The sequence below is a fragment of the Deltaproteobacteria bacterium genome (assembly GCA_016875395.1).
In the GTDB taxonomy this organism is placed as follows: domain Bacteria; phylum Myxococcota_A; class UBA9160; order UBA9160; family UBA6930; genus VGRF01.
Window position 1 is genome coordinate 111,309 of record VGRF01000011.1, and the last position, 13,106, is coordinate 124,414.

Annotated in this window: 18 protein-coding genes; 9 read left to right on the plus strand and 9 right to left on the minus strand. The window is 69.7% G+C overall.

Features of this window, described 5'->3' with window-relative positions:
* Window positions 1-77: 77 nt before the first annotated feature.
* On the minus strand, window positions 78-911 hold the full coding sequence (locus FJ091_10950) for a hypothetical protein (GenBank protein ID MBM4383873.1): 834 nt from the start codon (window positions 909-911) through the stop codon (window positions 78-80).
* 9 nt (window positions 912-920) lie between these two features.
* On the opposite strand from FJ091_10950, the gene FJ091_10955 reads away from it, so the two are divergent.
* From FJ091_10955 to FJ091_10965, 3 genes are all read left to right on the plus strand, one after another.
* Entirely contained in the window at window positions 921-1,796 is an 876-nt protein-coding gene (locus tag FJ091_10955) for a VOC family protein (protein ID MBM4383874.1), read from the plus strand.
* A 26-nt stretch (window positions 1,797-1,822) separates the two neighbouring features.
* Window positions 1,823-2,833: a quinolinate synthase NadA gene (nadA, locus tag FJ091_10960; protein MBM4383875.1), complete on the plus strand. Its 1,011-nt coding sequence runs from the start codon at window positions 1,823-1,825 to the stop codon at window positions 2,831-2,833.
* A gap of 73 nt (window positions 2,834-2,906) precedes the next feature.
* Window positions 2,907-4,031, plus strand: a complete 1,125-nt coding sequence (locus FJ091_10965) for a hypothetical protein (GenBank protein MBM4383876.1) — start codon at window positions 2,907-2,909, stop codon at window positions 4,029-4,031.
* Here the strand turns inward: FJ091_10965 and FJ091_10970 are convergent.
* The 5 genes from FJ091_10970 to FJ091_10990 are packed head-to-tail and all read right to left on the minus strand — an operon-like array spanning window position 4,000 to window position 7,082.
* On the minus strand, window positions 4,000-4,311 hold the full coding sequence (locus tag FJ091_10970; protein MBM4383877.1) for an energy transducer TonB: 312 nt from the start codon (window positions 4,309-4,311) through the stop codon (window positions 4,000-4,002). The genes FJ091_10965 and FJ091_10970 overlap by 32 nt on opposite strands.
* 24 nt (window positions 4,312-4,335) lie before the next feature.
* Entirely contained in the window at window positions 4,336-4,710 is a 375-nt protein-coding gene (locus tag FJ091_10975; protein ID MBM4383878.1) for a fibronectin type III domain-containing protein, read from the minus strand.
* 23 nt (window positions 4,711-4,733) lie between these two features.
* Window positions 4,734-4,958, minus strand: a complete 225-nt coding sequence (locus tag FJ091_10980) for a ferredoxin family protein (GenBank protein ID MBM4383879.1) — start codon at window positions 4,956-4,958, stop codon at window positions 4,734-4,736.
* Entirely contained in the window at window positions 4,958-5,875 is a 918-nt protein-coding gene (locus FJ091_10985) for a CoA-binding protein (protein ID MBM4383880.1), read from the minus strand. The genes FJ091_10980 and FJ091_10985 overlap by 1 nt, the downstream gene beginning before the upstream one ends.
* A 4-nt stretch (window positions 5,876-5,879) precedes the next feature.
* A complete protein-coding gene (locus FJ091_10990) occupies window positions 5,880-7,082 on the minus strand; it encodes an acetate--CoA ligase family protein (protein MBM4383881.1) in 1,203 nt (400 codons plus the stop codon).
* Between the two features lie 120 nt (window positions 7,083-7,202).
* Between FJ091_10990 and FJ091_10995 the strand changes: the two genes are divergently transcribed.
* From FJ091_10995 to FJ091_11005, 3 genes are read left to right on the plus strand one after another with little or no spacing between them, the layout of a single operon-like run.
* Complete coding sequence (locus FJ091_10995) at window positions 7,203-8,366, plus strand: hypothetical protein (GenBank protein MBM4383882.1); 1,164 nt, start codon at window positions 7,203-7,205, stop codon at window positions 8,364-8,366.
* A 34-nt stretch (window positions 8,367-8,400) separates the two neighbouring features.
* Window positions 8,401-8,628 (plus strand): type II toxin-antitoxin system VapB family antitoxin, encoded by a 228-nt coding sequence (locus FJ091_11000; protein ID MBM4383883.1) that lies wholly within the window; start codon window positions 8,401-8,403, stop codon window positions 8,626-8,628.
* On the plus strand, window positions 8,625-9,014 hold the full coding sequence (locus FJ091_11005) for a PIN domain-containing protein (GenBank protein ID MBM4383884.1): 390 nt from the start codon (window positions 8,625-8,627) through the stop codon (window positions 9,012-9,014). Before FJ091_11000 ends, FJ091_11005 begins: the two co-directional genes overlap by 4 nt.
* A gap of 3 nt (window positions 9,015-9,017) precedes the next feature.
* Here the strand turns inward: FJ091_11005 and FJ091_11010 are convergent, their stop codons facing one another.
* Window positions 9,018-10,094 carry a MaoC family dehydratase gene (locus FJ091_11010; protein ID MBM4383885.1) on the minus strand — a complete coding sequence of 359 codons (1,077 nt, stop codon included), beginning with the start codon at window positions 10,092-10,094 and terminating at the stop codon, window positions 9,018-9,020.
* A 131-nt stretch (window positions 10,095-10,225) separates the two neighbouring features.
* Between FJ091_11010 and FJ091_11015 the strand changes: the two genes are divergently transcribed.
* From FJ091_11015 to FJ091_11025, 3 genes are all read left to right on the plus strand, one after another.
* Entirely contained in the window at window positions 10,226-11,350 is a 1,125-nt protein-coding gene (locus FJ091_11015) for a Re/Si-specific NAD(P)(+) transhydrogenase subunit alpha (protein MBM4383886.1), read from the plus strand.
* A gap of 230 nt (window positions 11,351-11,580) precedes the next feature.
* The gene (locus FJ091_11020; protein ID MBM4383887.1) at window positions 11,581-11,883 is read left to right on the plus strand and encodes an FKBP-type peptidyl-prolyl cis-trans isomerase; all 303 of its coding nucleotides are present in this window, start codon (window positions 11,581-11,583) and stop codon (window positions 11,881-11,883) included.
* Window positions 11,880-12,578 (plus strand): dienelactone hydrolase family protein, encoded by a 699-nt coding sequence (locus FJ091_11025; GenBank protein MBM4383888.1) that lies wholly within the window; start codon window positions 11,880-11,882, stop codon window positions 12,576-12,578. The genes FJ091_11020 and FJ091_11025 overlap by 4 nt, the downstream gene beginning before the upstream one ends.
* Before the next feature lie 19 nt (window positions 12,579-12,597).
* Here FJ091_11025 and FJ091_11030 read toward each other — a convergent pair whose 3' ends face one another.
* Window positions 12,598-12,741 (minus strand): hypothetical protein, encoded by a 144-nt coding sequence (locus tag FJ091_11030; protein MBM4383889.1) that lies wholly within the window; start codon window positions 12,739-12,741, stop codon window positions 12,598-12,600.
* A 48-nt stretch (window positions 12,742-12,789) separates the two neighbouring features.
* The coding region (locus FJ091_11035; GenBank protein MBM4383890.1) for a PAS domain-containing protein at window positions 12,790-13,106 on the minus strand (317 nt) is incomplete at its 5' end.

Consider the following 13,106-nt stretch of genomic DNA (forward strand, 5'->3'; position numbering starts at 1 on the left):
GAGGCTACCCGAGCGCGTGAGGGCTCGAAACGAAAACGCCCGGCGCGAAGGCCGGGCGTTTTGGGAAAGCGCAGGGTCTAGAAGCGGCGTCGGCCGAACGTCGCGAGCCCGGCGATGCCGGTGAGCGCGAGCGCTGCCAATGCCGGCTCGGGCACCGGCTGGCCCACGAACTCGATGTTGCCCCGAACCGTGAGAGTGACTCCGTTGTGCACGAACTCGGCGAGCTTCACGCCCTGGAAGCTGAGCCGCGACGTGGCCGGGTCGTACAGGATCGTGACGTCGAGCGCGCTGACCGACAGCGTCCCGAAGATCGGAACACTCGGGACCGTCACCGGCGTGGTCGCATCGACCATCGATCCCAGGTACGCGACGTCGAGCGGGCCGATCGAGATGTTGTACGGGTTGGTGGTGTCGCCCGTGGAGGCGAAGCCGGCGCCAGGCGCCACGTTCACCTTCAGCAGAAGCGCGTTGTAGGCGCCCGGCAGCGCCGACGCCCAGATCGCCAGGTTCATCGCGGTCAGGTCGAGGTCGGAGACGACGCCGGTCGTTGGGTCGAACACGAGAAAGCCCGAGTCCAATTGACCTTGACCGCTCGCGATCAGAGTGTTGCCCGCCCAAACATGGAGCGTCATCGCCCCCTGGTCGGGCACGAAGTTGAGTGGTGCGGCTTGAAGAGCGCCGGGTAGCGCGAGGGCGAGCAGCAGCAGCAGCGGACGCAGTAGTCGCATGTAGGACTCCGGAGATGGGAGCAGCACGGGAAGCGCAACAGCAATTGCCATGCCGCACGGCTCCACGCGTGTAAGTCCGCGAAACAGCAGAAGTTCGAGATTGGCGACTGCCCACGAGATGGAACTCTCGTTCCGCGTGCGGAAGAAGTTTTCCGTGCGGCCTCGGCGTTCGCCGCGTGCCATCTTGGCCCGATGCTGACTGCACTCGACCACTTCGTGATCGCCGTTCGCGACCTCACCTCCGCGCAGCGCAGCTACGCACGCCTGCTCGGGCGCGCCGCAACCTGGCGCGGCGAGCACCCGGCCCTCGGCACTGAGAACGCGCTGTTTCGGCTCGAGAACACGTACCTCGAGCTGCTCGCGCCAGCGGCTGGCGCCGGACGCTGGCTCGGTGACTGGCTCGACGCGAGCGGCGAGGGCGTCTTCGCGCTCGCGTTCGCGACCCCCGATGCCGAGGCGTTTCGCGCGCACGCGCAAGCGCGCGGGCTCGCGCCGAGCGCGCTGCAGCCGGGCCTCGGGCGCGACTCGGACTCGGGGGCGTTTCGCAAGTGGCGCAACGTGCTGCTCGATCGAGCCGCGACCCACGGCCTGCAGCTCTTCGCGATCGAGCATCTCTCGCCGCCCGACCTTCTGCCGCTCTCGCCCGCGACCGACGAGAACGCGGGCGCGACGACCGACTCCGTCGATCACCTCGTGATCGCGACGCCCGATGCCGAGCGCGCGAAGTCGCTCTACGGCGAGGCGCTCGGGATTCGACTCGGCCTCGACAAGGAGTTTCCTTGGGGCGCGCGTCAGCAGTTTTTCCGGCTCGGCCACTTCACGCTCGAGGTGGTGTCGTCGCTGAAGCCGGACGCGCCGCGCACCGGCCCCGACCGTCCAGCGGGTGTCGCCTATCGCGTCGCGGATGCACCCGCCGCGCATGCGCGCCTCAGCGAAGCGGGCTTCGACCTCACGCCCTGCAAACCCGGACGCAAGCCCGGCACCTTCGTGTTCACGGTGAAGTCGGGAACCTGCGGCGTGCCCACGCTGATGATTCAGCCCTCGGTCTCGGAGCGTCGGCCCGGCTAAGGTCGCCCCTCGCCCGGAGTGATGCGATGTCCGCCGCCCCCCAACTCGTTAGGCCCGAGTTCCCCGCCGATCTCGAAGGAGCGATTCGCGCGCTGAAGCGCGAGCGCAACGCGGTGCTGCTCGCGCACTACTACCAGGAATGCGAGATCCAGGATCTCGCGGATTTCGTCGGCGACTCGCTCGCGCTCGCGCAGGCTGCGACCCGCGTCGAGCGCGACGTGATCGTGTTCTGCGGCGTTCATTTCATGGCCGAGACCGCGAAGATCCTGAATCCGACGCGCAAGGTCGTGGTGCCCGATCTCGAGGCGGGCTGCTCGCTCGCCGACGGCTGCCCGCCGAGGGACCTCGCCGCGTTCAAGGCGCAGCACCCCGGCGCGAAGCTGCTCTCCTACATCAACTGCTCCGCGGAAGTGAAGGCGATGAGCGACCTGATCTGCACCTCGTCGAACGCGGTCGCGATGGCGCGCCACTTCGACGGGCAGAAGCTCATCCTCGCGCCGGACCGTCACCTCGCGAAGTGGATGGGCGAGCAGCTCGGGCGCGACGACCTGATCGTGTGGCCCGGCGCGTGCATCGTGCACGAGCAGTTCAGCGCGAAGGAGCTCGCGGCGCTGAAGGTGAAGCATGCGGACGCGGAGGTGCTGGCGCATCCCGAATGCGAGAGCGCCGTGCTCGCGCAAGCGGACTTCGTGGCCTCGACGACGGGCATCATCAAGCGCGCGGTCGAGTCGCGCGCGACGACGCTGATCATCGCGACGGAAGACGGCGTGTTCCACGAGATCGAGAAGCAGCTCGCGGCGGCAGGGAAAAAGAAGACGTTGATCCAGGCGCCGGGCATCGACGAGAGCTGCTCGTGCAACCGCTGCCCGTTCATGCGCCTCAACACGCTCGAGAAGCTCTACCTGTGCCTGCGCGACCTGGCGCCCGAGGTGACCGTGCCCGAAGACCTGCGCGTGAAGGCGCTCGCGCCGATCGAGCTGATGCTGAAGCTGTCGCGAAACCTCGCGCCGCAGCCGAAGCCGGCAGGCAGGGCGTGAGCAGCCACGGCGCAACCGGCTCGCGTCCGTGCGACGCGAGGGCGAACGGGGCCACCTCAACCGGGGCACCCCGATGATTCTCATTCACGGCGAATGTGGGAGCGGTCGAACGTCGGCGCTGCGCGCGATCGAGGCGGCGCCTCCGCCCGGGTTCCGCGCGGTTTACGTGCCGGTGCCGACGCTCGATCTCGTGGGCATCGCGTGTTGGTGTCTGGACTGTCTCGCGCTCGGCGCGCGAGCCGAGCCGGTCGCGGCGCTGCGAGATTTCGCGAAGCGGCAGCCCCTGCTGCTGTTGCTCGACGACGCCGAGCGCATGCCCCCCGCGACCGCCGAGTCGCTCGCGAGCCTGGCTCGGGAGAGCGCGGGCGCCATCACGTTGATCGGAGCGGGCGAAACGAGCTCGCGCAGCTGCGACTCGATCGCTGCGCTCGGTGTTCCCGAGCTCACCGTGGCGCTCGACGCGAGCTCGGCGGCGCGCGTCGAGGATGCTGCGCGCGCGGTGCGCGGGCAGCTCGCACCCGCGCTGCGCAGCGCACCCGCTGAGCCACCCTCGCACACGGCGCGCGCTTCGGCGCGGCTCGCTGGCGCAGAAACGCCGCGCCCCGTCCCGCGCGCCATCGTCGAAGCGCCGAGCCCCGCCGTCGCTCCCGCGCCGGTTCGCGACGACGCGATTCCTCCCGCGCCGCCGGCGGCTCCGGCCCCGCGCGAACCGCGAACGGTGCCGCTCAGCTTGGCGATCGCGCTCGCCGTGGGTGCGTTCCTGATCCCCGTCGCGTTCGGTGCGGGGCTGTGGCTCGGCAGGAGTGAGCCAGCGGGCCCGAGCGCGAACGAGGCGCGCACGCTGGAGCCGGTGCTACCCGCTGTCGCCGCGGCGCCGCCTACCGAGGAAGTCGTCACGGAACCGAAGCTCGCGCCGCGGGAGGCGCCTGCGCCGCTCGCGGCCGAGACGCGGCCGCCCGCCCGCGAGCAGCCGAGAGCAACCCCGCGCGTGCGCGCGAGTGCAGCGCGAGAACCGTCGCCTCGCGTGGCCGCGGCGCCCGAGCCGGCACGCGCGCCCGCCCAAGCGCAAATCGCGCCGCCTCCACCGGTGCGGCAGCCCCGGGCGTCGGTGCCCGAGGCACGCCGCGCCGCTCCGGTCGAAGACGAGTGGGGCGCGCCCGCGCTGATCAGCGTGACGCCGGGCGACGGGGGTCGATGACGAGCGCGCCACCGCGGTCGATCCACGTGAACGTGATCTCGGTTTCGACGTTCGGGCGATCCACCGCGACACCATTCTCGGTCCGCGGCGAGTAGAAGAAGCGCTGCGCGGCTTCGATCGCCGCCGCGTCGAACACGCCCGGCGGCTCGGCAAGCACGACCTGCACGTCCCTCGTCGTGCCGTCCGCGGCGACGGTGAACCGCAGCTTCACCCAGCCGGAGATTCCCGCGAGCTGCGCTTCCTGCGGATAACGCGGCGGCGGCCTGCGAATCGCTTTCACCTCTCTCACGTCGACGGACTGCGGCTACGTGTCGAGCGGCGGGACGAGCGGGGCCGCCTCCTCGGGAGCGGGCTCCGGCTCGCGCGCGGGCTCGGTGGCGACGCTGCACAGCTCCGGCGAAGGCGGCGACATGCGCTCCGCGCGGACGCCGCGAACGCGGTAGCAATACCGCACGCCCAAGCGAACGCTGCGGTCGGAGAAGCGCGTCGCGTCTCCCGAGACCCGCGCGATCAAGCGGAAGGACTCGCTGGGATCATCGACGCGCCGTTCGACCTGATAACTCTCCACCGCGACCGCGAGCGGCGCCCACTCGACGACGAGCTCGGCCGCGCGCGCGGAGGCGCTCGCGAGCACGAGCACGAGCACGGCGACCGTGTTGCATGTGGTGGCGCGAAGCATCGTGCGAGCCTCCACTCGCGGCGTCAGTTCTCGTAGAGCTTGATCACGCGCACCGCGCCCGCGGGCGCGGCCTGGATGCAGAGATCGCACAGCACGCACTCGTCGAGGTTGTCCGCGACGATCTTCAGGGTGCCGTCCGCATTCTGGTCGAAGATGTCGACCGCGCACACGTCGGCGAGCTTCTTCGCGAGCGCGGCGTCCTTGGCGACGCTCGCGTCCACCTGCACGTCGATGAACAGCCCGGGCATTACAGCGTCACTCCCTTCGCCGCGAGGCGCTTGCGGATCAGCGCGGGGATCTCCTCGATGCGCTCGGCCACGCTGATTCCCGCCGCCTCCATGCGCGCGATCTTCTCCGCGGTCGTGTCTTCCTTGCCTTCGACGATCGTACCGGCGTGGCCGAAGCGCATGCCCTTCATCTCGTCCATGAAGCGGCCCGCCATGAACGCCACGATCGGCAGGCGCGACTTGTTGCGGGTTACCCACTCCGCGAGCTCGGCTTCCATGCGGCCGCCGGGCTCGGAGTAGATCGCGATCGCCTTCGTCTCCGCGTCGGCCTCGAACAGCGGCATCAGCTCGGCGTAGGTCGTGCCGACGATCGCGTCGCCGCCGATCGACACGCAGGTGCTCTGGCCGAGGCCCGCGGCTGTCAGGGTGGACGCGATCTCGGTGGTCATGCCGCCGCTGCGCGACATCACGCCGATGGGGCCATTCTTGTAGGCCTGCCGCGTGTTCGCCGCGGGGCCGCCGACGCCGCCCATCTTCGCTTCGCCGGGCGAGATCATGCCGAGGCAGTTCGGGCCGATGATGCGCGCGCCGCGCAGCGCCGCGAGCTCGACCATCTGCGCCACTTCCTTGCGCGGGATGTTCTCCGTGACGACGACGACGAGCTTGATGCCGTTCTCGAGCGCCTCGAACACCGCATCGCGCGTGAAGCGCGGCGGCACCGACACGATCGAGCCGTCCGGCTGCCCGTGCTTCGCGACGATCTCGCGCACCGTGTCGTAGACGGGCACGCCGTAGATGTCGCGCCCCGCGCGCCCCGGCGTCACGCCGCCGATGATCTTCGCACCGTAGGCGAGGTTCTCGCGCGTCAGGTTCACCGCCTCGCGGCCGGTGATGCCTTGAATGATGAAGGTCGTGTCTTTCGTGATGAGGATCGACATTTCGCTACGCCTTCATCTTCGCTACCGCGCGCCCCGCGGCTTCGTACATCGACACGCTGCGGTCGCAGAAGTCGACGCCGTACTTCTTCAAGATCTTGAAGCCTTCTTCCTCCCACGAGCCGGGGATGCGGAAGATCGCGATCACGTCGCTCGGCTTCTTGCCGGCCTCGAGGCAGCCCTTGATCACGCCGCGCGCGACGATGTCGACGCGCGTGTTCGAGACCACGTTCATCATCACCGCGATCTTCTCCACGCCGGGCTTCGAGAGGATCAGCTTGGTGAGATTCTTCGCCTTGCCCACGCTGGGGTTGCCGCCGATCTCGCAGTAGTTCGCGGGCTTGCCGCCGTGCTTGCGCACCGCGTCGAACAGCGTGAGCGAGCCGCCGCCGGCGCCGATGATGAGTCCCAAGTTGCCGTCGAACTCGACCACGTTGCCGGCCACGCCGCGGTGGTCCGCGGCGTTCACGCGCGCGCCGTCGAGCTCGAACTTCGTCGGCGGCCGCGCGAGGCGCGTCTCGTCGTCGCCGATGCCGAGCTCCGCGAGCAGCGGCTTGTGCGCGCCGCGCGCTTCGGCCTCCATGTCCACGTGGCCGTCGAGCACGATGAACTTGCCGTTCGTCAGCTTCGCGAGCGGATTGATCTCGGCGAGCGTGAGATCGAAGTCGAGGAACAGCTGCATCAGCTTGTAGACGATCGGGATCAGCGCGTTGAGGTCGTCCCCCGTCACGCCGACCGCGCTGATCGCCTCCTTCGCGACGCGCTCGCTGATCGGCAGGATCGAGGAGAAGTGCGTGCGCGAGAGATGCTCGGGGTGCTTCTCGGCGACTTCCTCGATGTCGATTCCGCCCATGTCCGAGAACAGCAGCACGGGCTTTTTCGCGCGCCCGTCCCAGGTGACGCTCGCGAAGAACTCCTTCGCGACGGGCGACTTCTCCTCCACGAGCACGCAGCGCGCTCTCTCGCCCTTCACGATGATGGGCAGCACGTGCTCGTACTTCGCGGCGGCCTGCTCGGGCGTGTCGGCGAACTGCACCGCGCCCGCCTTCATGCGCCCGCCGGAGAGCACCTGGCTCTTCACGACGACGGGGCCGGCGATCTCCTTCGCGGCAGCGCTCGCTTCAGCCGCGCTGTTCACCACCTTGCCACGGCCGAGCGGCATGCCGCGCTTGCGGAACAGCGCCTTCGACTCGTACTCGTAAAAACGCATCGCTCACCTTCGCGTGAAGGCGCGGCACGGTATGGAGTACGACGGAGCAGGGCAACCCGAGCGCGCGCTCGCAAGCCGAGCCGTTACCCTGCGCGCCCCTCTTCAACCCCTGGAGCCCGCATGCCGTCCGTCGCCGCGTACTCGATCTCTTCCGCCGCCGTCGCTGCCGAGAAGGCGCGCGTAGGCGGCGACCCCGCGAAGGTCGACGTGTCGCGCGTGCTGGCACTCGACACGCTCGAGCTGCGGCCCATCGGGGCGAACGACGTGCACGTGCGCGTGCTAGCGGTCTCGGCGGAGCACAACATCGATCACGCGACGACGGCGGACACGATCAACATCGCCGAAGTGCGCGGCGGGAAGATGATCCCCGGCAACTCGATGACCGGCGAAGTGCTCGCGGTCGGCGCGAACGTGAAGAAGTTCAAGGCCGGCGACATCGTCATCACGCACTGCAACGGCGGCGGCGACGACTACGGGTTCCCGCTGCGGATCTTCGGCTACGACGCCGAGGACTCCGTGGGCTGGTACGCGAAGGAAGCGGTCGTCGGCGAGTGGCAGCTGATCCACGCGCCGCTCAGCTGCGGCCTCTCGCTCTGGGAGATCGCAGCGATGCCGCTGCGCGCGCCGACCGCGTACCACATGTGGCGCCGCGCGCTCGGCATCTACCGCCTCAAGGTGCCGTACGAACGCCGCGCGCTGGTGAACGTGCTCGGCTTCGGCGGCGGCGTGTCGGAGCTGTTCCTCCAGCTCGCGAAGAGCGAGGGCCATAGCGCGTTCTTCTGCTCGGGCAGCCCCGAGCGCCGAGCCGCGCTCGAGAAGCAGGGCATCGTCGGCATCGACCAGAAGAAGTTCGATCGCTTCAAGTCGAAGGACGGCGTGAAGGCGTTTACCGCCGAGTGCCGCAAGCTCACGAACGGCGAACAGATGCACATCGTGTGCGACATGCTGCGCGGCCCAGTCTTCGCCGCGGGCCTCGCCGTCGCTGCGCGCCAGGGCGTGAACGTCTCGTCCGGATGGCAGCTCTCGCAAGTCGTCGATTACAACTCGACCTTAATGAGCGTGAAGCAGGTGACGATCGACCACACGCACTACGAGACGGTCGAGGGCTGCGCCGCTGCGACCGCGCTCTACGGCAAGGTGTTCAAGCCGACCGTGCACAAAGAGATCTACGCCTGGAAGGATCTCCCGCGCGCGCACCAGGAGATGCACCTCAACACGCAGACGGGGATCCCGATCGTGCGGGTCGCGGATGACCTGCCGGAGAGCGTGAAGCGGATCGCGTAGGGCCGCGGGCTCCCGGGCGTGCGCAAGCTACGCTGTGTGTATGAAACGCACGAATCTTGTGCTTCGCGAAGATCTGCTGGAAGAGGCGACGCGGCTGTCGGGTGAGAAGACCTACTCACGCGCCGTGGAGAAGGCCCTCGAGGAGTTCGTAAAGCGCGCGAAGGCGCGGCGCATTCTCGAACTCCGCGGCTCGGGACTTTGGGAGGGGGACCTCGGCGAGATGCGCAGGGATCGCCGCCCCACGAGGCGTCGCCGCGCGTGATCCTCGTCGACACCTCGGTCTGGGTGGATGTCTTCCGCCGCTTTCGTCCCCTCGATCTCGACGCAGTCATCGACATCGGCGAAGTCGTGACCTGCCTGCCCGTCATCCAAGAGGTCCTGCAGGGCTTTCGGGACGAACGAGCGTTCCGGACGGCGCGTGAGTCCATGTTGGCTCTGCCGTGCATCGAGTCGCCGGTCCGCGAATCGGTCGTGCTCGAGGCAGTGGGCCTCTACCGCTCGGCCCGGCGCTCGGGCTTGACGATTCGGTCCTCGACCGACTGCCTGATCGCCGCGTGCGCGATTCGGCACGACCTCGAGGTACTGCACCGCGACCGCGACTTCTCAGCGATCGCGCAGGTTGCCCCGCTACGCCATCGCAGCGTGTAGCGCCTACGCGTAGTGGCTTCTTCGCTTCACCACGATCTCGCGATCCAGCTCGAAGATCTGCACGCGCTCCGTGCTCTGCTTCGCCTTCGGCTTGTAGCCGAACAGGCGCGTCGAGATCACGCCGAGATCGGGGCGGCCTGTCAGGTCGCGCTTGCCGAGGATCTCCGTCGCCGCGAACACCGTGTCGCCCGCGAACAGCGGCGCGGTGTGCTTGCCCGTCGTGTAGGTGAGGTCGCCGAGCGCGTTGTCGGCGACGTCGGGGCAGGAGAGGCCGAGGCAGAGCACGAACGGGATGCCGCCGAAGATGATCAGCTGGCCGCCGACGTACTGCTCGGGGTTCAGGTCGATCATGTGCTGGTTGCAGTGCACCTGGCTCGTGTTGTCGAGAATCGCGGTCAGGTGGATGTGCTCGCTCGTCATGGTGCGGCCGCGCGAGTGCTCGATGCGCGTGCCGGGCTCGAAGTCTTCGTAATAAGTGTCGGCGTTCGAGAGGTGCGCGAGCGCCTTGTAGTCGCGCTTTGCGTCGTACGGCGGCAGCCATAGCTCGCACGCGACTTCGTCCGCCGCGATCTCGCCCTCGTTCGCCTTCGCCGCGTCGTTGCTCTTGTACACCTGGACCTTGCGCTGCCAGGTCATCACCACGGCCTCGCCCGGGGCGCCGACGTTCTTGCGCGCCGTGCTCTGCACGTGCACCACGCCGAGGTTCGGGCGCGACGCGCTCGTCTTGATGCCGAGCACCTTGGTCGTGACCTCGAGCGTGTCGCCCACGTACACCGGCGCGCCGAAGCGCATGTCGATGTACTCGAGGTTCGCGCGCGCGTTCTCGCTCACGTCCTCGACCGTCTGTGAGAAGGCGACCAGCATCGCGAGGCCCGGCGGCACGACGAGCCCGTCGAAGCCGTGCGCGCGCGCGTAGCGGGCGTTCTTCGCGAGCGGCGAGGTCGTCATCGCGAACTCGGTGAACGTGGTGAACAAGCCCTCGGTCACGGTCTTGCCGAGCTTGTGGCGGAAGACCTGCCCCGGCCGGAAGTCTTCGAGGAAGTTCCCGGTCTTCTTGTGGATGACGCGAGGCGCGGACATTCGGTGGCTCCAGTGCGCGATGGGGCGCGCATTCTCGCGAGGCCGAGTCGCGCGCGCGAGGTCGGAAGTGGCCCGGAAGGTGACGAAGATCGCCTCGAACTTTCGCGCCGAGCCCTTATCCTGCGCGCCCCATGATCGTTTTCGTTCCGCGTGAGACGGCCGCATCCGAAAACCGCGTCGCGATCGCGCCCGACGGCGCGAAGGCGCTCGTCAAGCTCGGGCTCGACGTGCGCATCGAGCCCGGCGCCGGCGTCGCCGCGGGCTTCGACGACGCCGCGTACGTGGCCGCTGGCGCGAAGCTCGAGCCCGGTGCGCTCGCCGCCGCCGACCTCGTGCTGAAGGTGCAGGCGCCGAGCGACTCCGAGATCGCGCGGCTCAAGAGCGGTGCGGCTCTGGTCGCGCTGATGCGGCCCCTCGACGACCCGCAGCGCGCCGCGGCGCTCGCCAAGCGCGGTGTCACCACCTTCGCGCTCGAGCTGATCCCGCGCATCACCCGCGCGCAGTCGATGGACGTGCTCTCGTCGCAGGCCACGATCGCGGGCTATCGCGCGGTGCTGCTCGCGGCGCTGCGCATGCCGAAGCTGTTCCCGATGATGGTCACCGCCGCCGGCACGATCACCTCGGCGCGCGTGTTCGTGATCGGCGCCGGTGTCGCCGGCCTGCAGGCGATCGCGACGGCGAAGCGCCTCGGTGGCGTGGTCGAGGCGTACGACACGCGCGCGGCGGCGGCGGAGCAGATCGAGTCGCTCGGCGCGCGCTTCGTGAAGCTCGAGCTCGACGCCGGCGACGCGCAGGACGCGGGCGGCTACGCGAAGGCGCAGAGCGAGGAGTTCTACGCGAAGCAGCGCGCGCTGATGGCCGCGACCGCGGCGAAGAGCGACGTCGTGATCACGACCGCGCTCGTGCCCGGCCAGCGCGCGCCGCTGCTGATCGACGAAGCGGGGGTGCGCGGCATGAAGCGCGGCGCCGTCGTCGTGGACCTCGCGGCCGCGAACGGTGGCAACGTGGCGCTCACGAATCCCGGCGGCGAGCGCGACGTGGACGGCGTGCTGTTGTTAGGACCGCTGAACCTGCCCGCGGAGGTTCCCGGCGACGCCAGCCGCCTCTTCAGCCGCAACGTCGTCACGCTCGTCACGCACCTCGTGAAGGACGCCAAGCTCGCGCTCGATCTCGCTGACGAGATCACGCGCGGCACGCTGCTCACGCACGCCGGTGAGATCACCCAAGCTCTCGTGAAGGAGCGCGCCGGCGCTTAGCCGCGCGCGAAGGAGGCACCGTGTCGATTCGCTCGCTTCTGCTGGTGTCGCTCGCGGCCCTGGCGCTCGCGTGTTCGAACGATGAGCCGCGACCCGAGCAGCAGGCTTCGAACGAGGCAGCCCCCGCGAGCGCCGAAGGCGACGCCGACCCCGCGGCAGAAGCGAGCAAGCCCGGCGCGCCCGACGGCTCTCCCTTCAGCGTCACGCACAACACCGAGGGCTCGGGCGCGATGCCGACCGCTCTCGACCGCGTGCGCGTGCACTACGAGGGCCGGCTCGCCGACGGCACGATCTTCGACAGCTCGATCGCCCGGAACGAGCCGGCGACGTTCCAGCTGAGCGGCGTGATCCCGTGCTGGACCGAGGGCGTGGCGCAGATGAAGGAGGGCGGAAAGGCCACGCTCGTTTGTCCGCCCGACAAGGCGTATGGCGAAGCCGGCGTGCCCGGCGTGATCCCCGCCAACGCGACGCTCACCTTCGAGGTGGAGCTGCTCGGCGTCGAATCGCAGCAGGCGCCCGCGGCGCTGCAGTGAAGACGCGCGAGGACGCGTTCGGCCACTGGGCAGCGCCCGAGCGCGGCCCGAGCCCCGGCGTCGTCGTCATTCCCGACGTGTGGGGCGTGTCCGATCTCTATCGGCGCGTAGCGGCGAGGCTGGTCGAAGCAGGCTTCGCCGTGCTCGTCGTCGACCAGTACCGCTACACGGGACGCGAGGGCCTCACGCCCGCGACCGCGCTGCCGTTTATCGCGCAGCTCACCGACTCCGCCGTGCTGCGCGCGGTGCAGGAAGGCATCGACGCGCTCGCGGCGAGCTCGGATGTCGCGAGCCGCAAGGTCGGCCTGATCGGCTTCTGCATGGGCGGGCAGTACGCGCTGCTCGCTGCGTGCGAGTGCCGCGGCCTGTCCGCTTGCGCGCCGTTCTATGGGATGGTGCGCTACGAGGCTGGCCTCGATCGCGCGAAGAAGCCGCGCCAGCCGCTGGACGCGCTCGCGACGCTCTCGTGCCCCGTGCTTGGGCTCTACGGCGCCGAGGACGCGCTGATTCCCCTCGCCGATGTCGAGGAGCTGAAGCGCCGTCTCGCGCAGACGAAGCACGCGAGCGCCGTGCACATCTACCCAGGCGCCGGGCACGCATTCCTGAACGACACGCGCCCCGACGCCTACCGCCCCGAAGCCGCCGCAGACGCGTGGTCGAAGCTCGTGCCGTTTCTGCGCGCGCAGCTGAGCTGAGGGCGCGAGCGATCTTCGCTCAGGCCCCGCTGCGTCCGAGCAGCAGCGCGAGCGTCCTGCCGCCCGCGGCATAGCGAGTCACGCGCACGTCGAGGCGAAGTGCGGCGCCGCTCCCTTCGAGCAGTGCGAGCGTCACGCGCGGCGGCTCGCGGCCTTCGGCCACGGCGTCGAGCAGCTCGCGCAGCGCGGCGTGCGAGCCGAGCGCCGCGAGCTAGCTGAGCTCGCGAGCGAGCAGCTCCGGGCGCGCGAGGCCGAGCAGCGCGCAGGCGGCGGGGTTCGCATCCACGATCGCGCCGCTCTCTGCGTCGGCGGCGAGGAACGCGTCCGCGATGCGGTCGATCGCGCCGGGCACCGCACGGCGCGCGCTCGCCGTGACGATCCCAGCTGCGCGGCGCGCGGGCTGACTCGCCGCGAGCGCGGCGACGAACTGCGCACGCAGGGGCGCGAGCGCGGCCTGCGCCTTCAGCTCTAGCGGCGCGAGCCTCGCCACCGCCGCGATCCACGCATCGAGCGCGCGCGCGGTCCGCC